The organism is Streptomyces reniochalinae, assembly GCF_003323735.1.
GTDB classification, from domain to species: Bacteria; Actinomycetota; Actinomycetes; order Streptomycetales; family Streptomycetaceae; genus Streptomyces; species Streptomyces reniochalinae.
On sequence record NZ_QOIM01000042.1, the window covers coordinates 387,058 to 406,989 of the forward strand.

The window sequence follows — 19,932 nt, forward strand, 5'->3', positions numbered from 1 at the left end:
GCCTGGGGGATATGTTGCGGAAAGGAACGGGAGGCGGTGCCGGACGGGGGCCCCGGCCCCTCGGCGTCGCCCCGCCGCGGCGAGCTAAGGACGAGTGAGCGATGGCGAAGCAGACGGTGGCCGAGCAGTTCGTCGACACGCTGGTGCGGTCCGGCGTCGAACGCCTGTACGGAGTGGTGGGGGACAGCCTCAACCCGGTCGTGGACGCCATCCGGCGCAATCCGGCCATCGACTGGATCCAGGTCAGGCACGAGGAGGCCGCCGCCTTCGCCGCCGGGGCCGAGGCCCAGCTGAGCGGGAAGCTCACCGCGTGCGCCGGCTCCTGCGGCCCGGGCAACCTGCACCTGATCAACGGCCTCTTCGACGCGCACCGCTCCATGGCACCCGTGCTGGCGCTGGCCTCGCACATCCCCAGCAGCGAGATCGGCACCCGTTTCTTCCAGGAGACCCACCCCGACCGGCTCTTCGTGGAGTGCAGCCACTACAGCGAGCTGATCTCCAGCGAGCAGCAGATGCCGCGGGTCCTCCAGACGGCCATCCAGCACGCGGTGGGGCAGCAGGGCGTCAGCGTCGTCGCGCTCCCGGGCGACCTGGCCTCCCAGCCCGCGCCCGAGACGCCGGTGGAGCACGCGCTGGTCACCTCCCGGCCCACGGTGCGTCCCGGTGACGCGGAGATCGACGCGCTGGTGCGCATGATCGACGAGTCCGACAAGATCACCCTGTTCTGCGGCGCGGGCACCGCGGGCGCGCACGCGGAGGTCATGGAGTTCGCCGAGCGGATCAAGTCCCCGGTGGGGCACGCGCTGCGCGGCAAGGAGTGGATCCAGTACGACAACCCCTACGACGTGGGGATGAGCGGACTGCTCGGATACGGCGCCGCCTACGAGGCCACCCACGAGTGCGATCTGCTGATCCTGCTGGGCACCGACTTCCCGTACAACGCGTTCCTGCCCAAGAACTGCAAGATCGTCCAGGTGGACGTGCGGCCCGAGCACCTCGGCCGCCGCACCCAGCTCGACCTCGCCGTGTGGGGCGACGTCCGCGAGACGCTGCGCTGTCTCACCCCGCGCGTGCCGCTCAAGACGAACCGCAAGTTCCTCGACCGGATGCTCAAGAAGCACGCCGAGGCGCTGGAAGGCGTCGTCAGCGCCTACACCCGCAAGGTCGACAAGCACACCCCGATCCACCCCGAGTACGTCGCCTCCCTGCTGGACGAGGAGGCCGCCGACGACGCCGTCTTCACCGTGGACACGGGCATGTGCAACGTGTGGGCGGCCCGCTACATCACCCCGAACGGGCGGCGCCGGGTGATCGGCTCCTTCAGCCACGGGTCGATGGCCAACGCCGTTCCGCAGGCCGTCGGGGCCCAGCTCCTCGACCGGGACCGCCAGGTCATCTCCATGTCGGGCGACGGCGGCTTCGCCATGCTGATGGGCGAGTTCCTCACGCTGGTGCAGTACGACCTGCCGGTCAAGGTGGTGCTGTTCAACAACTCCTCGCTGGGCATGGTCGAGCTGGAGATGATGGTGGACGGCATGCCGGCGTACGGGACGAACAACCGCAATCCGGACTTCGCGGCGCTCGCGCAGGCCGCGGGTGCCCACGCGGTCCGCGTCGAGAAGCCCAAGCACCTGCGGGGCGCCCTCAAGGACGTGCTCAAGCACAAGGGTCCGGCGCTGATCGACGTGGTCACCGACCCGCACGCCCTCTCGCTCCCGCCGAAGATCACCCGCGAACAGGTGAGCGGCTTCGCCCTCTCGGCGGGCAAGACGGTGCTGGACGGCGGTGTGGGCCGGATGGTCCAGATGGCCAGGTCCAACCTGCGCAACGTCCCGCGCCCCTGAGCGGACCCCGGCCCGTGGGCGGGGCCGCGGCCCCGCCCACGGGGCCTGACCGCGGCCCCGACCGGCGCGGTGGACGGTGGTCCTGACCACGGGGCGGGACTGTCACCGGCGCGCCGTAGACTTGCCGCGTGGCTGGAAGGATCAACGACGAGGACGTGAAGGCGGTACGGGACGCGGTCCCGATCGACTCCGTCGTCTCCGAATACCTCCAGCTGCGCAACGCGGGCGGCGGCAACCTCAAGGGCCTGTGCCCCTTCCACGACGAGAAGTCCCCCTCCTTTCACGTCAGCCCGAGCAAGGGGTTCTACCACTGCTTCGGCTGCCAGGAGGGCGGGGACACCCTCGACTTCGTGATGAAGGTCGACCACCTGTCCTTCTCCGAGTCCGTCGAGCGGCTCGCGGCCCGCGCCGGCATCACCCTCCGCTACGAGGAGGGCGGCTACGGCCGCGCCTCGCAGCAGGGCGAGCGCACCCGGCTGGTCGAGGCCCACAAGATCGCCGCCCGGTTCTACGCCGAGCAGCTGGACGGGCCCGAGGCCGAGATCGCCCGCCGCTTCCTCGCGGAGCGCGGTTTCGACCAGGAGGCGGCCCGGCACTTCGGCATCGGCTACGCGCCGGCGGGCTGGGACCACCTGGTGCGGTATCTGCGCGGGCAGGGCTTCACCGACAAAGAGCTGACGCTCTCGGGGCTCGCCCAGGAGGCGCGCAACGGCCGCCCCATCGACCGCTTCCGCGGCCGGCTGATGTGGCCGATCCGCGACATCACGGGTGACGTGGTCGGCTTCGGCGCCCGCAAGCTGCGCGAGGACGACCAGGGGCCGAAGTACCTGAACACGCCCGAGACACCGATCTACCGCAAGTCCCAGGTGCTCTACGGCATCGACCTGGCGAAGCGGGAGATCGCCAAGGCCAACCGCGCCGTGGTCGTCGAGGGCTACACGGACGTGATGGCCTGCCATCTGGCCGGGGTCACCACGGCCATCGCCACCTGCGGTACCGCCTTCGGCGGGGAGCACGTGAAGATTCTGCGCAGGGTGCTGATGGACAACGCGCAGTCGGAGGTCGTCTTCACCTTCGACGGCGACGCGGCGGGCCAGAAGGCGGCCCTGCGCGCTTTCGAGGACGACCAGAAGTTCGCAGCGCGCACCTGGATCGCGATCACGCCCGGCGGGATGGACCCGTGCGACCTGCGGCTGGCCGAGGGTGACGAGGCGGTCGCCAAGGTGGTCGAGGGCCGCACCCCGCTCTTCGACTTCGCGATGCGCTCGATCGTCGACCGGCACAACCTGGACACCGCGGAGGGCAGGTCGGCGGCGCTGGAGGAGGTCGCCCCCGTCGTCGTCCAGATCAAGGACCCCTCCATCCGGCGGGGTTACGCGGTGCGGCTGGCGGGCCTGCTGGGCATCGTGGACGAGGAGTTCGTCGTCCGCCGCGTCGCCCAGCTCGCCCGCTGGGCGCGCGAGCGCGGCCATGCCTCCCCGCGCGCCTCCCAGGGCGCCCGGCGGCACGAGGCCGCCGCCGTGCAGGCGCCGTTCGTGCCGCGCGGTCCGGCGCTGAACCTGCGCAGTCCGGCGCACCGGGTCGAGCGGGAGCTGCTGAAGCTGGCGCTCCAGCGTCCGGAGCTGGTCTCGCCCGCGTTCGACGCCTACGGAGCCGACGAGTTCACCGCGCCGCCCTACGCCGTGGTGCGGCAGGCGCTGGAGTCGGCGGGCGGCGCCGAGGCGGGGATCTCCGACAGCGGCTTCCTGGGCCGGGTGCGGGACGCGGCGCCGGACGACACCGTGCGGTCGCTGGTCACCGAGCTGGCCGTCGAGCCGCTGCGCAGCTCGCGCAGCCGCGATGTCGACGAGGCGTACGCGGGGGAGCAGTTGGTCGCCGTGCGCCGCGCCGCCGTGCTGGCCCGGATCGCCGAGCTGGAGGGCGCGGCGCGCCGCCTGGAGGCCCGTGGGGAGTACGAGCGGTCCGCGGGGGTGCGCCAGCAGATCTGGACGCTCCAGCAGTACGGCACGGCGCTGCGTGAGCGGGGGGCGGCGGCGCTCTGACCCGCTGACGGCGCGGCCATGGGGGCGGGCGTAGGGGCAGGCCCCCGGGTCCCAGGTCCGGACCCGGGCAGGGTCCAGACGCAGACGCAGACGCAGACGCAGGAGCGGAGCCCCGGGTTCCGTCCCATCGGTGCGTCTGCGCCTCCCGCGCCCCGTCCGTGTGTAGTGGGTCGTGCGCTGTGGGTCACATTCGGCGGAAAAACTGTGCGCACGCCCCTCGTGGCCGGGCTGTGTCCTGCCCCACACTGGTGAGCGGTGCCTGAGTCCTCGGAGCGGGGCGGTGTCGGCCAGGACGGGTCGCGATCCCCCGCGGATGCGCACATATCGAACGGGATGGAGCGCGGCCCGGCCGCAGCCGTCCCCGTCTCGCACGCCGCCCCCGAACCGGCAGCGATCACCATGGAGGTCGCCCCCGTGCAGACCCGGACCCTGAACGCGGCGCCTGCCGCCGCCCCGGCAACGCCCCTCGCCCCGCCCACCGTTCCCCTCGTCGCGCCGCCCCAGCCGGTGCCCGGGACCGCCCCCGTCCAGGACGCCGCGCCCGGGGCCGGTCCCGAGCCGGCCGCCCGCCGGGAGCCGGCCACCACCGGACCCTCGGCGGACCTCTTCCGCCAGTACCTGCGCGAGATCGGCCGCATACCCCTGCTGACGGCGGCAGAGGAGGTGGAGCTGGCCCGCCGGGTGGAGGCGGGGCTGTTCGCCGAGGAGAAGCTCGGCAACACCCCCGAACTGGAGGGCGCGCTCGCCCTCGATCTCGACCGTCTCGTGGTGCTCGGCAGGGTGGCCAAGCGCCGCCTGATAGAGGCGAACCTGAGGCTGGTCGTCTCCGTCGCCAAGCGCTACATCGGGCGGGGGCTGACGATGCTCGACCTCGTCCAGGAGGGCAACCTCGGTCTGATCCGCGCGGTGGAGAAGTTCGACTACGCGCGCGGCTACAAGTTCTCGACGTACGCGACCTGGTGGATCCGCCAGGCCATGTCCCGCGCCCTGGCCGACCAGGCCCGGACGATCCGCGTCCCGGTGCACGTCGTCGAGCTGATCAACCGGGTGGTGCGGGTCCAGCGCCGGCTGCTCCAGGAGCGCGGTTACGAGCCGGCGCCCGAGGAGGTCGCGGCCCAGCTCGGGCTGACGCCGGAGCGGGTGAGCGAGGTGCTGCGGCTCGCTCAGGAGCCGGTCTCCCTGCACGCTCCCGTGGGGGAGGAGGACGACGTCAACCTCGGCGACCTGATCGAGGACGGTGACGCGGCCTCACCCGTGGAGTCGGCCGCCTTCCTGCTGCTGCGCGAGCACCTGGAGGCCGTGCTCTCCACCCTCCAGGAGCGCGAACGCCGGGTCGTCCAGCTGCGGTACGGGCTGATCGACGGCCGGCCCCGCACGCTGGAGGAGATCGGCAATCTCTTCGGCGTCACGCGGGAGCGCATCCGGCAGATCGAGTCGAAGACCCTCACCAAGTTGCGGGAGCACGCCTTCGCCGACCAGTTGCGGGGTTACCTGGATTGAGGGGTCTGCATGGTCCGGGGAGGGCGGGGAAGGTGAGGGACCGAGGGGGTTGAGGAGGTCTCGGCGGAGGCACCCTTGTCAGCGTGTTCGATTCCTCTCCATAATCACGGCATTCGCTTGGCATGCGCCCGTCACGCGGGTGTCGTGTGTGCGAGTAACCCCCCACGAGAGGAAGCACGTTGAAGAACCCCACGAAGCACCTGAAGAGACTCACCGCCGTCGGTGCCGTCGCGCTCGCCGCCTTCAGCCTGAGCCCCGCCGCCGCCTCCGCGCTGCCCTCGGGCAACCCGGCAGGCGACGGCGAACCCGGCACGACCATCGTCGGCGGAACCCGCGCCGAGCAGGGCGAGTTCCCCTTCATGGTGCGGCTGTCCATGGGCTGCGGTGGCGCGCTGCTGGAGAAGGACATCGTGCTGACCGCCGCCCACTGCGTGGACGGCAGCGGCTCGGACACCAGCATCACCGCCACCGGCGGCGTCGTCGACCTCGAGGACCCGGCGGCCGTCACCGCCAAGTCCACCGAGGTCCTCCAGGCCCCCGGCTACGACGGGCAGGGCAAGGACTGGGCGCTCATCAAGCTCGACAAGGCCCTCGACCAGCCCACCCTCCCCATCGCCAAGGACGACGCCTACAACGAGGGCGACTTCACCATCGCGGGCTGGGGCGCCGACCAGGAAGGCGGCGACCAGCAGCGCTACCTGCTCAAGGCCGAGGTCCCCTTCGTGGACGACGCCACCTGCAAGAGCGCCTACCCCGACCTGGTCGAGGGCGAGGAGCTGTGCGCGGGCAAGCTCGACACCGGCGGCGTCGACAGCTGCCAGGGCGACTCCGGCGGCCCGATGTTCCGCAAGGACGACGCCGGCGAGTGGGTCCAGGTGGGCATCGTCAGCTGGGGCGACGGCTGCGCGAGGCCGGGCAAGCCCGGCGTCTACACGGAGGTCAGCACGTTCGCCGCTGACATCGAGGACGCCGCGGCGCAGCTGGGCGGCTGATCCCGCTCCGGCTGGGCGGCTGAATCCGCCTCGCACGCCTTCGGCCGTGGCCCGCCGGTGAGGACACCGCGGGTCACGGCCGGTGCGGCGCCCGGCCTGGCTGTCGGCCGGTTCCGGGCTGCTAGTCCACCTCGGCCACGGCCTCCGCGAACTGGGACTGGTAGAGCCTCGCGTACGCGCCGTCCGCGGCCAGCAGGGCCGCGTGGTCGCCCTGTTCCACGATCGAGCCGTTCTCCATCACCAGGATGACGTCTGCGTCCCTGATGGTGGAGAGGCGGTGGGCGATCACGAAGCTGGTGCGCTCGGAGGCGAGCCGCTCCATCGCGCGCTGGATCAGCACCTCGGTGCGGGTGTCGACGGAGCTGGTCGCCTCGTCCAGCACCAGGATGACCGGGTCGGAGAGGAAGGCGCGGGCGATGGTGATGAGCTGCTTCTCGCCGGCGCTCACCGTCGCGCCCTCGTCGTCGAGCACCGTGTCGTAGCCGTCCGGCAGCGTACGGATGAAGCGGTCGGCGTGCGCGGCACGCGCGGCCTCCTCCACCTGCTCGCGCGTCGCCCCCTGGGCGCCGTAGGCGATGTTCTCCGCGATGGTGCCGCCGAACAGCCAGGTGTCCTGGAGGACCATGCCGATGCCGGCGCGCAGTTCCTCACGGGACATCGCCGCGATGTCGGTGCCGTCCAGCAGGATGCGGCCCGAGCGGACCTCGTAGAACCGCAGCAGCAGGTTGACCAGCGTCGTCTTGCCCGCGCCCGTGGGGCCGACGATCGCCACCGTCTGACCGGGCTCCACCGCCAGGGACAGGTCCTCGATCAGCGGCGTGTCCTCGGTGTAGCGGAACGAGACGCGCCGCAGCTCCACCTGGCCCCGCAGCCGTTCGGGACGCTGGACGTGGGCCTCGTCCGGTTCGGCGGACTGCTCCTCGGCGTCGAGGAGTTCGAAGACCCGCTCGGCCGAGGCCACCCCCGACTGGATGAGGTTCGCCATGGAGGCGACCTGGTTGAGCGGCTGGCTGAACTGCCGCGAGTACTGCACGAACGCCTGCACGTCACCGATCGACAGCGCGCCGGACGCCACCCGCAGCCCGCCGACGACCGCCACCAGCACGTAGTTGAGGTTGCCCACGAACATCATCGCCGGCTGCATGATGCCGCTGATGAACTGCGCCATGAACCCGGCCTTGTACAGCTGCTCGTTCTGCTCGGCGAAGACGGTGGCCGACTCCCGCTGCCGCCCGTACACCTTCACCAGCGAGTGGCCCGTGTACATCTCCTCGATGTGCGCGTTCAGCGCGCCCGTGGACTTCCACTGGTCGACGAACTGCGGCTGCGCGCGCTTGCCCACCCGCGTGGCGACCAGCGCCGAGAGCGGCACGGTCACCAGCGCGACCAGCGCCAGCAGCGGCGAGATCCAGAACATCACGCCGAGCACACCGATGATCGTCAACAGCGAGTTGACGATCTGGCCCATCGTCTGCTGGAGCGTCTGCCCCAGGTTGTCGATGTCGTTGGTGACCCGGGAGAGCACCTCGCCGCGTGACTGCTTGTCCAGGTAGGACAGCGGCAGCCGGGACAGCTTCGCCTCGACCTGCTCACGCAACCTGAAGACCGTGCGGCTGATGGCCCGCACCGAGATCCGCGTGCCCCACAGCATCAGCAGCCCGGCGGCCACGTACACGGCGACCGCCGCCAGCAGCACGCCGCCCACGGCAGAGAAGTCGACGCCGTGCCCCGGGCGGAAGTCCATGCCCGAGAGCATGTCGGCGGCCCCGCCGTCCCCGCGTTCCCGCAGCCCGTCGAGCGCCTGCTCCTTGGTGAGCCCCTCGGGCAGCCTGCCGCCGATGAAGCCGCCGAAGACCAGGTCGGTGGCGTGCCCGAGGATCTTCGGACCGATCACGTTCAGGCCGACACTGGCGACGACGAGAGCCAGCATCAGCAACAGCCTGCCGCGCTCGGGGCGGAACTGGCCGAGCAGCCGTTTGCCCGACCCCTTGAAGTCCATCGACCGCTGCGGCGGCGCTCCACCCGTTCCCGCACCACTCATCAGGCGGCCTCGCTCTCGGTCAGCTGGGACAGCACGATCTCCCGGTAGGTCTCGTTGCTCTCCATCAGTTCGTCGTGCCGTCCCATGCCCACCACGTGTCCCTCGTCCAGGACGAGGATGCGGTCGGCGTCCCGGATGGTCGCCACCCGCTGGGCGACGATCACCACCGTCGCCTCGGCGGTCTCCCTCTCCAGCGCGGACCGCAGCGCCGCGTCGGTGGCGTAGTCCAGCGCCGAGAAGGAGTCGTCGAACAGGTAGATCTCGGGGCGGTGCACCAGTACCCGCGCGATCGCCAGCCGCTGCCGCTGCCCGCCGGAGACGTTGCTGCCGCCCTGCGCGATCTCCGCGTCCAGACCGCCCTCCATCCGCTCGACGAAGTCCCTGGCCTGCGCGACCTCGAGCGCGTGCCACAGCTCCTCGTCACTGGCGTCAGGGCGGCCGTAGCGCAGGTTGGAGGCGACCGTGCCGGAGAACAGGTACGGACGCTGCGGCACGAGCCCGACGGTCGAGGCCAGCAGGTCGGGGTCGAGGGTGCGCACGTCCTCTCCGTCGACGAGGACCTGGCCCTCCGTGGCGTCGAACAGCCGCGGGATCAGACCCAGCAGGGACGACTTGCCGCTGCCCGTCGAGCCGATCACGGCCGTCACCTCGCCGGGGCGCGCCACCAGATCGACGCCCTCAAGCACGGGGGCCTCGGCGCCGGGGAAACCGAACCCGGCGCCGCGCAGCTCCAGATGGCCGTGGCGGCGCAGCCGGCGGACGGGCGCCGACGGCGGCACGACGCTGGAGTCGGTGTCGAGCACCTCCTGGATGCGCTCGGCGCACACCTCGGCGCGCGGCACCATCATGAACATGAAGGTGGCCATCATCACCGACATCACGATCTGCATCAGGTAGGAGAGGAACGCGGTCAGCGCGCCGATCTCCATGGCCCCGTCGTCGATGCGGTGGGCGCCGAACCAGACCACGACGACGCTGGAGAGGTTCACGACCGTCATCACGACGGGGAACATCAGCGCCATCAGCTGCCCGGTCCGCACCTGTAGGTCGGTCAGGTCCGTGTTCGCCCCGTGGAAGCGGCGCCGCTCGAAGTCGTCCTTGACGAAGGCGCGGATGACGCGGACCCCGGATATCTGCTCGCGCAGGATCCGGTTCACCTGGTCGAGACGCTCCTGCATGGTGCGGAACAGCGGCCGCATCCGGCGCACGATCAGCGTGACGGCGATGCCGAGCACGGGGACCACGCCCAGCAGCACCGAGGAGAGCGGCACGTCCTGGCCGAGCGCCATGAAGATACCGCCGAAACACATGATCGGCGCGGTGACCACCAGCGTGAACGCCATCAGCGTCACCATCTGCACCTGAAGCACGTCGTTGGTGGTGCGGGTGATCAGCGACGGGGCGCCGAAGTGACCGACCTCACGGGCCGAGAAGGACTGCACCCGGTCGAAGACGCCCGCGCGGATGTCCCGGCCGAGCGCCGCGGCGGTGCGCGCCCCGAGGTAGACGGCACCGATGTTGCAGACGACCTGCACCACCGAGACCGCCAGCATCAGGCCGCCGTGCCGCAGGATGTAGCCGGTGTCGCCGAGGACGACACCGTTGTCGATGACGTCCGCGTTGAGCGTGGGCAGGTAGAGCGTGGCGCTCGTCTGTATGAGCTGGAGCAGGACGAGGAGCGCGATCGGCCGCTGATAGCGGCGCAACCGGGCGCTCAGTAGGCGGATCAGCACACGGATGTCCTCGTGGTCAGTGAGGGAGGGAAGCAGAAGTGGAAGAGCGTAACTGCGTGCGGCACGCGGCCGCCTCTCCTTTTGAGTTTTTCCACCGCAACCTGGGCCAAGTCCTGGCAAAGGGAGGGGACTACGGGCGGGGCCGCGCCGGACCCAGGTGTCCCGTCGCGGCGGGCTGTCCGCCGCGACGGGACCGCCGCTTGCGGACTACACCGGCAGTGCGCCCGGATACATCTCCTCGCGCACCGTGACGTACTGCTGCCGCACGGCCTGTCCGACGGCGCGCTCGTCACCCGCCTCGAACACCTGGCAGGCCGCGGCGGGCCACTGTGGAGGGTAACCCGAACCGGACAGCGCCCAGGCGGCCTGCCGCGCCGCACCGATCGCGGCGTAGTCGGCCGGCTCGGCCACCACCACCTGGGCGTCCAGCAGCGCGGGCGCCGCCGTCCGCACGGCCGGCAGGTTCGCGGCCTGCCCCAGCAGGAAGACCCGGCGCACCGAGACTCCGCGGCTGCGCAGCACCTCCAGCGCGTCGGCCAGCCCGCACAGCATGCCCTCGACGGCGGCCCGCGCCAGGAACTCGGGCTTCATGCTCTCGCGCCGCAGCCCGTGCAGCGAGCCCGCCGTGTGCGGCAGCTGCGGAGTGCGCTCACCCTCCAGATACGGCAGCAGCACCAGCCCCGAGGCGCCGGGCGTCGACTCCGAAGCCAGCTCGGACAGGCCCTCCAGATCGGTGTTCAGCATCCCGGCGGCGCCCCGCAGTACCCGGGTGGCGTTCAGCGTGCGCACCACGGGCAGGTACATGCCGGTCGCGTCCGCGTACGAGGTGATGGTGCCGGTCGGATCGGCCGGCGCCTCGTGGTGGACGGCGCAGACCGAGCCCGTGGCGCCCAGCGAGATCACCGCGTCGCCCAGCCCCAGGCCCAGCCCGAAGGCGGCGGCCATCGTCTGCCCCGTACCCGCGGAGATCAGCAGTCCCTCGGGCGTGTGCCCGGCCGGCTGGGAGGGGCTGACGACCTCGGGGAGCCTGGCCGGACGGCCCAGCGCCAGTTCCACCAGGTCGGGCCTGTAGGACTCGGTCGCAGCCGACCAGTAGCCGGTGCCCGAGGCGTCGCCCCGGTCGGTCACCCGGCGCTCCGGACGGCCCAGCAGCTGCCAGACCAGCCAGTCGTGCGGCTGCATCACCTCGGCCACCCGACGGGCGGCCTCCTCCTGCTCGCGCGCCAGCCAGCGCAGCTTGGAGACCGGGTGGGAGGCCTGCGGGACCGTGCCGACGGCCTGCGCCCACGCCTCGCGGCCGCCCAGCGCGTCCACCAGGTCGGCGGCCGCGGTCTGCACCCGCTGGTCGTTGCCGAGCAGTGCGGGCCCGACCGGGGCGCCCGTCTCGTCGAGCGCGACGAGGCCCTGCTGCTGCCCTGAGACGCCGATGGCCTGCACGTCGGCGAGCTGCCCGCCGCCCGCCGCCTCACCGAGTGAGAGCAGCCAGGACTGCGGATCGTCGCGCTCCCCAGGGTGTGCGGCGTGGCCGTGCCGTACGACCGCGCCCGTCTCCGCGTCGCAGACGACGATGCTTGTGTACTCGGCTGAGCTGTCCAGTCCGGCGACTATCCCCATGGCCGGAATGATGCCTCATAGGTACCCGTACCGGACCCGGCCCCCCGCACCCGTGACCCACGCCTCATCCCGCCCGTCAGCTCGCGCCTGCCTGCCCCGCACGCGTGCACCGTCGCGGATCGTGTCCGGTCGTCCTAGCGTGAGAGCGGTCACCGCCGTGCGTCGTGCACCCCCTCCGCACCGGGAGACGCCCGGAAGCCGCACCGCGGATGCGATGGCCGTTGCCGTTGCCGTTGCCGTGAAGGGAGCCCCTGTGACCCGCGTGACCGAGCCCGATCCGCTGCGGCGCCTGACCCTCGACCAACTGCGCCGCCGCACCAGCATGAAATGGCGCACCTACGCACCCGACGTGCTGCCCCTGTGGGTGGCCGAGATGGACGTGCCGCTGGCGGAACCGGTCGCCGAGGCGATCACCGAGGCGGTGCGGCTGGGCGACACCGGCTATCCGGCCGGCACGGTCTACGCACAGGCGCTCGCCGACTTCACCCGGCGCCGCTGGGGCTGGGAGGTGCCGCCGGAGCACACGGCCCTCGTCCCCGACGTGATGCTCGGCGTCGTCGAGGTGCTCAAGCTGATCACCGGGCCGGGGGACGCCGTGGTGGTCAACTCCCCCGTCTACACGCCCTTCTACCAGTTCGTGACGCATCTGGGCCGCCGGGTGGTCGAGGCCCCGCTGGACGAGGCGGGACGGCTGGATCCGGCCGTCCTGGAGACCGCCTTCGCCCGGGCCGTCGAGGGCGGCCGCCGGGCCGCCTACCTGCTGTGCAGTCCGCACAACCCCACCGGCACCGTGCACACGGCCGGTGAACTCACCGACGTGGCCGCTCGCGCGCGGGCACACGGCGTACGGGTGGTCGCCGACGAGATCCACGCGCCGGTGGTGCTGCCGGGCGCACACCACGTGCCCTACCTCTCGGTGCCCGGTGGCGAGCGCGCGTTCAGCCTGATGTCCGCCTCCAAGGCGTGGAACCTGGCCGGGCTCAAGGCCGCGCTCGCCCTCGCGGGGAGCGAGGCCGCCGACGATCTGGCCCGCATGCCCGAAGAGGTCGGCCACGGCCCCAGCCACCTGGGGGTCCTCGCCCATGCCGCGGCGCTGCGGCACGCCACCGGCTGGCTCGACGGCCTGCTGGAGGGGCTCGACCACAACCGGCGGCTGCTCGCCGGGCTCCTGGAACGCCACCTGCCCGGCGTCGGCTACCGCCCGGCCGAGGGCACCTTCTTGGCGTGGCTCGACTGCCGCGCCCTGGGCCTGGGCGACGATCCCGCCGCCGTCTTCCTGAAGCGCGGGCGGGTGGCCCTCAACTCCGGCCCCGCCTTCGGCACCGGGGGAGCCGGGCACGTGCGGCTCAATCTGGCCACCTCGCCAAAGATCCTCGACGAGGCCGTGCGCCGGATGGCGTCGGCGGTGTGAGCGCCGCGGCACGGGCTCCGCGGCACAGGCTCCGCGGTACGCGGCGGACCCGTGACCGGTCTGTACGGTCACGGGTCCGGGGTCCTGCGGGGTGGTGCGGACGCGGTCGCGTCAGCAGCGCTTCGAGGAGTACGCGAAGTTCTGCTTGCTGTCGCCGGGGGCGCGCACGACGCCGCGGGCCGCCGTGCAGTGGCGCACCGTGTCCGCGGGGTACGACCAGAAGGACGATGCCTTGGTGTGGTTCCAGCTGCGCAGACCCACCAGCTTGTGCGTCTTGAAGTCGTACACGGCGATGTTGGTCGACCAGTACGGGTGCTTCTGCCGGAAGCTCTTCCACACGTACAGGTAGCCGTAGTTGCGGTTGCAGCGCGGCGAGTAGAACTGCTTCACCGACGCGATGACGTGGCCCTTGCGCTTGACGTAGCCGGTGGAGCCGATCTGGTAGGCGTCGGCGCACACGCGCGCCTGCTGGGCCGAGCCCTCGGAGGCGTCGGACTCGGGGGCGGCGTTCATGGCCGTCGCCCCGCGGTCGCCGCCAGGAGCGGGAGCCGGACCGGAACCGGCCTGGGCGGCACCGGCGGGCAGCAGGGCCAGCGCGCAGGCCGCGGCTACGAGGGCGCCCTTGACGGGCGGAAGGGTACGCATGGGGTCTCCTCCTCGGGGAGAGCGTGAGCTTCCGGACAAAAAGGCCGGATCGGGCATCACAGTAAGATCCCACGGCGTCCACGGCCGGGATTCGCGCGTCACGGCGGGTCGTGCGACCGGGGCCCGGCCCGCCAACGCGGTGCCGGACCCCGGTCATTGGCCCCCGGTCGTCCCCGTGCTCAGCAGCGCTTCTGCGAGAACGCCTGGTAGGCCTGCGGCGAGCCCGCCGGGCGCAGCGAGCCCACGGCGGACGTGCATGCCTCGACCGTGTTCGCCCCCTCGGACCAGAACTCCTGCTGCTTGGTGGCCTTCCACGTCTTGGCGGCGTGCACCGAGTCGTCGTCGTAGCTGTAGACGCCCAGGGTCACGTCGTAGGGCGCGGCGGTCTCGCGGAAGCTCTCCCACACCCACAGGTACGCGTAGTTCTCGTGGCACTTCTTCGAGTAGAACTGTTTGACGGAGGCAAGTGTTTCCGAGCCGCGCTTGATCAGCGCGCGCTCGCCGATCTGCACCGCGTCGTCGCAGACGCCCGAGGCCTTGGCCAGCTTGCTCGCCGGGTTCCCCTCAGGGGAGGGGGCCGAGGTGCGGGTCAGCTTCTGCGAAGGGCCGGTGGCCGGGCCGCTGCCCGCGTACGCCGCGCCGGCGGGCAGCAGCACCAGTGCCGTGGTGGCGGCGACCAGTGCGCCCTTGGAGAAACGAGTGGAACGCATAGCGACTTTTCCCCCTCTTTCCTGAACAACGGTCGGATACGAGACATTCGAGGCATGTGGTCGATGCCCCGGATACCCAGTAAGACACGTTGGCCCCGCCCGGGGTTGTACGCCTCCTGCGGAGCGCACCAGGCGAGTTGACGTCACGTCAGCCACATCGGCCCCGTCCGCCCCCCTGCCCCCGGCGGCCTCAGGCGGCGGCCTCCCGCAGGTCGCTGAGCACCCGTTCTCTGAGGACCTCGGGAGCGACGCCGAGCCGGGCGAAGAGGCCCAGGGAGAGGGGGTCGTCGGAGCGCGACAGGCCGAGCACGACGTGCTCCACGCCGATGCGCCGGTCCTTGCGCGCCAGCGCCTCGCCCAGCGCGCCCTTGAGCGCCTTCTTCGCCCGGGCGGCGAACGGGAGGTGCCGGGACAGCGCCCGGCCGCCGCCTGACTGGCGCCGCCCGCCCGGCCCGCGGACGCCGGTGTCCCCGGCGCCCGCCCGGCCGTCCAGCGCGCCGTGGCCGAACGACTCCTCCGCGCGCCGGCGGACCTCCTCCAGGTCGATACCGAACGTCCGCAGCGCCTCGGCGTCCCGCGGCCCGAGATCGTCACTCGTCCCGCTCACCACTCCGGCGACCGCCGCCCGGCACGAGGCGGGGGTGACGCCGAGGCGGACGAGGGTCGCCGCGCCCGGCTGCCGAGGGTGGCGCAGCGCCGCGAGCAGCAGGTGCTCGGTGCCGATCCACTCGTGCCCCAGCGCTCCGGCCTCCTCCTGCGCGCGGATCACGACCTCCCGCGCCTCCTTGCTGAACCGTTCGAACACCGGCCTCACCTTCCCTTCCGCTTCGCGTGCTTCTTGTGCACCGCCTGCCGGCTGACACCCAGGGCCGCCCCGATCTCGTCCCAGGACCAGCCCTGGCGCCGGGCGCCCTCGACCTGGAGTGCCTCCAGCCGCTCGGCGAGCCGCCGCAACGCGGCGACGGCCCGCAGGCCGACTGCCGGGTCGCTGTTCAGGGCGGCCTGAGCGGTATGCACCGTTTCCTGCGCTTCGGTACCTGCCATGCTGTCAACCTAGGATGACAAGCAGAGGGCTGTCAACCGGTGTTGACACGTGCGGTTCGCTCGCTTCGTCCCGGTCCGGCGTCGCCGGGGGCCGGCGGGTGGCGCCCGGTGTGCGGGCGTCACCGGTCTGGGGGGTGACGACTTTTCATGGTGGCCGGCCCCGGCGGGCGTTCGCCGCCCGGAGCGAGGAGGGGGTGGCCTTTCGGTGCCCGAAGGAGTGAAGTCGAGGTTCACTCGAAGGAGGGGCCAAGGGGATGGTCCGGCTCGCCTCGGGGCTCGCGAGTCGCCCCTGGAAAGCCCGAGCGCCCCACCGGGCCGGGGCCGGGTGGGGCGCTCGCTGTGCAGGTGGCGACGGCTTTTCGTACACCTGCGCCCGTGGGGCGGGTGGGACTCGAACCCACGGCCGACGGATTATGAGTCCGCTGCTCTAACCGGCTGAGCTACCGCCCCGTAACGGCGCACCGCGCACATCTGTGCGCGCCGTCTGCCGCAGCATAACCGTTCATAGGATCTCCCGCCCGCGCCGGGGGAGATCTACGCAGGTGAGGACCCCGAACCAGGGGTGATCGGTTCCCGGCCGGCGCCAACTTCCCCGAAGTCACCCGCGACAGCCCGGAACAGGGCGGGGACCGACACAGAAGAAGGGGCCCCTCAGGGGCCCCTTCCGGTGCTGCTCCCGCGACTGGACTCGAACCAGTAACCTGCCGGTTAACAGCCGGCTGCTCTGCCGATTGAGCTACACGGGAATGTCCCGCCGGTCGCGCTCCCGATGGCCGGGGCGCTCCCTTGCGACGGGGAATACATTAGCGCATGCCAGGGGGTGCTCCGAAATCGGTATTGCCGTCGCCCATGCGCGGTACCCCTTGAGGCGTCCCGGCGGCCGACGCGGCCGGGACGCCGGGAGATGGACCTCAAGGCCGAGAGAAGGGGCAAAGCTATGCGCTACCGGCTCACGTTCGTGTCCGGACTGGCCGTCGGCTACCTGCTCGGCGCCCGCGCGGGACGCGAGCGCTACGAGCAGATCAGGAAGAGCGTGCGGAGGATCTCGGAGAACCCGGCGGTGCGCAACGCGGGAGAGGCGGCGGCCCTCAGCGGCCGGCAGGCCGCGTCCAAGGCGGCCGACCGGGTCCAGGACCGGCTCCCCTCCTCGCTCGGCGACCGTGTGCGCACGGTCCGGGACCACCGCGCCCGCTCCGGCGACGACTGGGGCGCCGAGGGCCGCTAGCACCCCGGCGCGCTGCGGCGGCCCCGGCTCTGGACGGCCGGGGCCGCCGCAGCACGCGCCGGCTCGCCGGGCAGTCGCGCTACCGGGGAATCCGGCCGCGCGCGCTCTTCTTGCGGCTGCCCTTCTTCTCCTCCGCGAGCAGGGGCGCCAGCAGGTCGCCGTGTTCCTCGATGCGGGCGGGAAGGTCAAAGGTGAGGAAGACGAGGTCGTCCGGCTTCCGGGCAGCGGCGAGCTCCTCCCAGGTCAGCGGCGTGGAGACGGTGGGGCGGTCCTTGGCGCGCAGGGTGTAGGGCGTGGCGGTGGTCTTGGCCTGGTTGTTCTGCGACCAGTCCACGAAGACCTTGCCGCCGCGCAGATTCTTCGCCATCTTGCTGACCGCCCGGTCGGGCATGTCCGCCTCGGCCTCCTGCGCGAGCTTCTTCGCGTACGCCGACACCTGGTCCGAGGGCGTGCGTTCGAGGGCGGCGATCAGGTGCAGGCCCTTCGAGCCCGAGGTCTTGGGCAGCAGGGTGATGTCGTCGTCGGCGGCGCGTGCGCGCAGCCAGTCGGCGAGGGTGCGGCAGTCCAGGATGTCGGCGCCTTCGCCTGGGTCGAGGTCGAAGACGAGGCGGTCGGCCCTGGCCTGGTGGTCGGACCGCCACTGCGGGGTGTGCAGTTCCAGCGCGGCGAGGTTCGCGGCCCACACCAGGGTCGCCTCGTTCTGGATGAGCACCTGGTGCAGCGGTTCCTTGCTGACGACGTTGATCTTGCGGGTCGTCACCCAGCTGGGCGTGCCGGGGGGAACGTGCTTGGTGAAGAACTTCTCGCCCTCCACGCCGTCCGGGTAGCGCAAGAAGGAGAGGGGGCGTCCGTCGAGGTGAGGCAGGACGGCGTCGGCGATCGAGGCGTAGTAGTGGATCGCCTCTCCCTTGGTGAAACCCGTCGCCGGATAGAGCACCTTGTCGAGGTTGCTGAGGGCCAGCCGGTGGCCCCCGATCTCCGTGTGCGGCATAACCTGAGAGTCCCATAGAAGGGACAAAGTATGCGTTCAATCTGGAAAGGGACCGTCTCCTTCGGGCTGGTCTCGATCCCGATCAAGGTGGTGTCCGCCACCGAGAACCACAGCGTCTCCTTCCACCAGGTGCACACGGACGACGGGGGCCGCATCCGCTACCGCAAGGTGTGCGAGCTGGACGAGCAGGAGGTCCCGCGCGAGGAGATCGGCCGCGGTTTCGAGACGGAGGAGGGGCGCACCATCCTCCTCACCGACGACGACATGGCGGCGCTCCCGCTGCCCACCGCCAAGACGGTGGAGATCCTCGGCTTCGTCCCCGCCGAGGACATCGACCCCATCCAGCTCGACCGCTCGTACTTCCTGGCCGCGGACGGCCGGCGCGCCGACAAGCCGTACGTGCTGCTGCGTGAGGCCCTCAAGAGATCGGGCAAGGTCGCCGTCGCCAAGCTGGCGCTGCGTGCGCGCGAGAGCCTGGGGATGCTGCGGGTCTACGAGGACGCGCTCGCGCTGCACACCATGCTGTGGCCGGACGAGATCAGGTCGGCCAGTGGTGTGGCGCCCGAGGGGGAGGTCGCCGTACGGGACCAGGAGCTGGATCTGGCGGACACCCTGATGGAGACGCTGGGCGAGCTCGACTGGAGCGACCTGCGCGACGAGTACCGGGAGGCGCTCGAGGAACTCGTACGGGCCAAGGCCGAGGGGGTGGAGCCGCCGCCCGAGGAGTTGCGCCGCAGGACGGAGGCCGGCGGCGGGAAGCTGGTGGACCTGATGTCCGTGCTGGAGCGCAGCGTGCAGGAGGCCCGCGGCGGGCGGGACGCGGGGGAGGGCGGCGAGGCGACGGTGCACGAGCTGGCGGAGCGCCGTGCGGGGGAGCGCCCGGCCGAGAAGACGGCGTCCAAGAAGGCCGCGTCGAAGAAGACGGCCTCCCGGAAGCCGGCGGGCACGAAGAAGGCCGCCAAGAAGTCCACCGCGAAGCAGCCGGCCGCCAAGAGCACGAAGCAGTCAGGCGCCAAGAGCACGAAGAAGGCCGCCTCCAAGAGCACGAAGACGGACGCCGCGAAGAAGACGGCGGCCAAGAAGGCCGCCCGTCCCCGCAAGACCGCCTGAACGGTACTGGGCGCCGCAGGGAGGCGGCTACCCGTGCCGCTCAGGTCTGCGGCCCTCGGGCAGGAACAGGGCCGAGTTCACGTAGCGGCGGTGCGGCGTGAGGGAGCGTCGCACCAGCCCGTGGTCGGCGACGTGCACGGTGCGCCGCTGGTGTGCCGCCAGGTCGAAGTCGGCCAGCCGCACCCAGGTGTCCGCGGGCAGCACCCAGCCGCTGTAGCCGAGCGAGGCCAGTTGTGACAGCACCGGGGGGAGCGGCTGGATACGCGCTTCCAGTTCGACGAACAGCGCGGGCCTCTCCCGGGCCAGGGTCGACTCGGCGCCGTGCAGGACGGCTCGCTCACCGCCGTCCACGTCGATCTTGACGAGGGAGACGTCGGTCAGCCCCAACGCGTCCAGCGGGAGGCAGGGAACGTCCAGCGAGACCTCGTGCACCTGGCGGCGCACCAGGGAGGACACGCCCCGGTCCCCGCGTCCGTCCGGTGGCAGCCACAGCGTCGCCCTGCCCGTGTGGTCGCTGGCCGCCGCCTGGAGGATCCGGGCGTTGGGCGGTGCCGTGGCTCGCAGGTGGCGGGCGAGGTGCGGGACGGGTTCGAGGGTGACGACGCGGTCGGCGCGGTGTGCCAGCCGGCGCGTCCACGGCCCGTACCAGCCGCCGACGTCGACCGCCGTACCCCCGCGCGGACAGTAGTCGGACAGGCGGCCCAGTTCGGGTTCGAAGCGCGGGTAGAGCCAGTCGGTGCCCGCGGTCAGCAGGCGCCGGGGCAGGTGGGGGCCGAGGCGGGAGGCGAGCGTCATGGCGCCGGCTCCTTAGGGGCGGCCGGCGCCTCGATGAGCCGCTGGTGTTCCTCGTCGGCGACCTGTTCGCCGGAGGACGGAAGGAGCTGCGGTATGCCGTCGAGGACGGGGTAGCGGCGGCGCAGCCGGGGGTTGTAGAGCGTCTGGTCCGGCTCGATCAAAACGAGCGGCCCCTTGTCCAGGGGGCAGGCGAGGATCTTCAGGAGGGGGTCGTCGGCGGAGAGGCTGGGCATGG

Annotated in this window: 17 protein-coding genes and 2 tRNA genes; 7 read left to right on the forward strand and 12 right to left on the reverse strand. The window is 71.8% G+C overall.

All coding sequences use genetic code 11. The features are described from left to right. The first annotated feature begins 101 nt into the window (after positions 1–101). The 4 genes from DQ392_RS27090 to DQ392_RS27105 all read left to right on the forward strand — a co-directional run bounded on the left by DQ392_RS27090 (position 102) and on the right by DQ392_RS27105 (position 6,378). Positions 102–1,844 carry a pyruvate dehydrogenase gene (locus DQ392_RS27090; protein ID WP_114018328.1) on the forward strand — a complete coding sequence of 581 codons (1,743 nt, stop codon included), beginning with the start codon at positions 102–104 and terminating at the stop codon, positions 1,842–1,844. A 128-nt stretch (positions 1,845–1,972) separates the two neighbouring features. Continuing rightward, on the forward strand, positions 1,973–3,886 hold the full coding sequence (gene dnaG, locus DQ392_RS27095) for a DNA primase (RefSeq protein ID WP_114018329.1): 1,914 nt from the start codon (positions 1,973–1,975) through the stop codon (positions 3,884–3,886). Positions 3,887–4,141: 255 nt separating this feature from the next. Further along, entirely contained in the window at positions 4,142–5,386 is a 1,245-nt protein-coding gene (locus DQ392_RS27100; RefSeq protein ID WP_114018330.1) for an RNA polymerase sigma factor, read from the forward strand. A 179-nt stretch (positions 5,387–5,565) separates the two neighbouring features. Next, entirely contained in the window at positions 5,566–6,378 is an 813-nt protein-coding gene (locus tag DQ392_RS27105; protein ID WP_114018331.1) for a S1 family peptidase, read from the forward strand. A gap of 121 nt (positions 6,379–6,499) precedes the next feature. On the opposite strand, the gene DQ392_RS27110 is transcribed toward DQ392_RS27105, so the two are convergent. From DQ392_RS27110 to DQ392_RS27120, 3 genes are all read right to left on the reverse strand, one after another. Next, complete coding sequence (locus tag DQ392_RS27110) at positions 6,500–8,419, reverse strand: ABC transporter ATP-binding protein (protein ID WP_114018332.1); 1,920 nt, start codon at positions 8,417–8,419, stop codon at positions 6,500–6,502. Then, entirely contained in the window at positions 8,419–10,152 is a 1,734-nt protein-coding gene (locus tag DQ392_RS27115; RefSeq protein WP_114018333.1) for an ABC transporter ATP-binding protein, read from the reverse strand. Before DQ392_RS27115 ends, DQ392_RS27110 begins: the two co-directional genes overlap by 1 nt. A 207-nt stretch (positions 10,153–10,359) precedes the next feature. Then, a complete protein-coding gene (locus DQ392_RS27120; protein ID WP_114018334.1) occupies positions 10,360–11,766 on the reverse strand; it encodes an FGGY family carbohydrate kinase in 1,407 nt (468 codons plus the stop codon). Between the two features lie 214 nt (positions 11,767–11,980). Here DQ392_RS27120 and DQ392_RS27125 point away from each other — a divergent pair, with 214 nt between their 5' ends. Next, entirely contained in the window at positions 11,981–13,177 is a 1,197-nt protein-coding gene (locus DQ392_RS27125; RefSeq protein WP_114018335.1) for a MalY/PatB family protein, read from the forward strand. 111 nt (positions 13,178–13,288) lie between these two features. Here DQ392_RS27125 and DQ392_RS27130 read toward each other — a convergent pair whose 3' ends face one another. The 6 genes from DQ392_RS27130 to DQ392_RS27155 form a co-directional block, all read right to left on the reverse strand. Beyond that, positions 13,289–13,822, reverse strand: coding sequence for a hypothetical protein (locus DQ392_RS27130; protein ID WP_114018336.1), 534 nt, complete (start codon positions 13,820–13,822; stop codon positions 13,289–13,291). A gap of 179 nt (positions 13,823–14,001) precedes the next feature. Beyond that, entirely contained in the window at positions 14,002–14,532 is a 531-nt protein-coding gene (locus DQ392_RS27135) for a hypothetical protein (RefSeq protein ID WP_114018337.1), read from the reverse strand. A gap of 190 nt (positions 14,533–14,722) precedes the next feature. Then, positions 14,723–15,337 (reverse strand): Clp protease N-terminal domain-containing protein, encoded by a 615-nt coding sequence (locus DQ392_RS27140; RefSeq protein WP_114018338.1) that lies wholly within the window; start codon positions 15,335–15,337, stop codon positions 14,723–14,725. A gap of 5 nt (positions 15,338–15,342) precedes the next feature. Continuing rightward, complete coding sequence (locus DQ392_RS27145) at positions 15,343–15,576, reverse strand: hypothetical protein (protein ID WP_114018339.1); 234 nt, start codon at positions 15,574–15,576, stop codon at positions 15,343–15,345. A 376-nt stretch (positions 15,577–15,952) separates the two neighbouring features. Further along, positions 15,953–16,026, reverse strand: a tRNA-Ile gene (locus DQ392_RS27150). Between the two features lie 223 nt (positions 16,027–16,249). Further along, a tRNA-Asn gene (locus tag DQ392_RS27155) sits at positions 16,250–16,322 on the reverse strand. Between the two features lie 191 nt (positions 16,323–16,513). On the opposite strand from DQ392_RS27155, the gene DQ392_RS27160 reads away from it, so the two are divergent. Further along, positions 16,514–16,801 carry a YtxH domain-containing protein gene (locus DQ392_RS27160; RefSeq protein WP_114018340.1) on the forward strand — a complete coding sequence of 96 codons (288 nt, stop codon included), beginning with the start codon at positions 16,514–16,516 and terminating at the stop codon, positions 16,799–16,801. A gap of 79 nt (positions 16,802–16,880) precedes the next feature. Here DQ392_RS27160 and ligD read toward each other — a convergent pair whose 3' ends face one another. Next, positions 16,881–17,792 carry a non-homologous end-joining DNA ligase gene (ligD, locus tag DQ392_RS27165; protein ID WP_114018341.1) on the reverse strand — a complete coding sequence of 304 codons (912 nt, stop codon included), beginning with the start codon at positions 17,790–17,792 and terminating at the stop codon, positions 16,881–16,883. A 30-nt stretch (positions 17,793–17,822) separates the two neighbouring features. Between ligD and ku the strand changes: the two genes are divergently transcribed. Next, a complete protein-coding gene (gene ku / locus DQ392_RS27170) occupies positions 17,823–18,902 on the forward strand; it encodes a non-homologous end joining protein Ku (RefSeq protein ID WP_114018342.1) in 1,080 nt (359 codons plus the stop codon). A gap of 27 nt (positions 18,903–18,929) precedes the next feature. On the opposite strand, the gene DQ392_RS27175 is transcribed toward ku, so the two are convergent. After that, positions 18,930–19,697 (reverse strand): FkbM family methyltransferase, encoded by a 768-nt coding sequence (locus tag DQ392_RS27175; protein ID WP_114018343.1) that lies wholly within the window; start codon positions 19,695–19,697, stop codon positions 18,930–18,932. Next, on the reverse strand, positions 19,694–19,930 hold the full coding sequence (locus DQ392_RS27180; protein ID WP_114018344.1) for a Trm112 family protein: 237 nt from the start codon (positions 19,928–19,930) through the stop codon (positions 19,694–19,696). The genes DQ392_RS27175 and DQ392_RS27180 overlap by 4 nt, the downstream gene beginning before the upstream one ends. Positions 19,931–19,932: the final 2 nt, after the last annotated feature.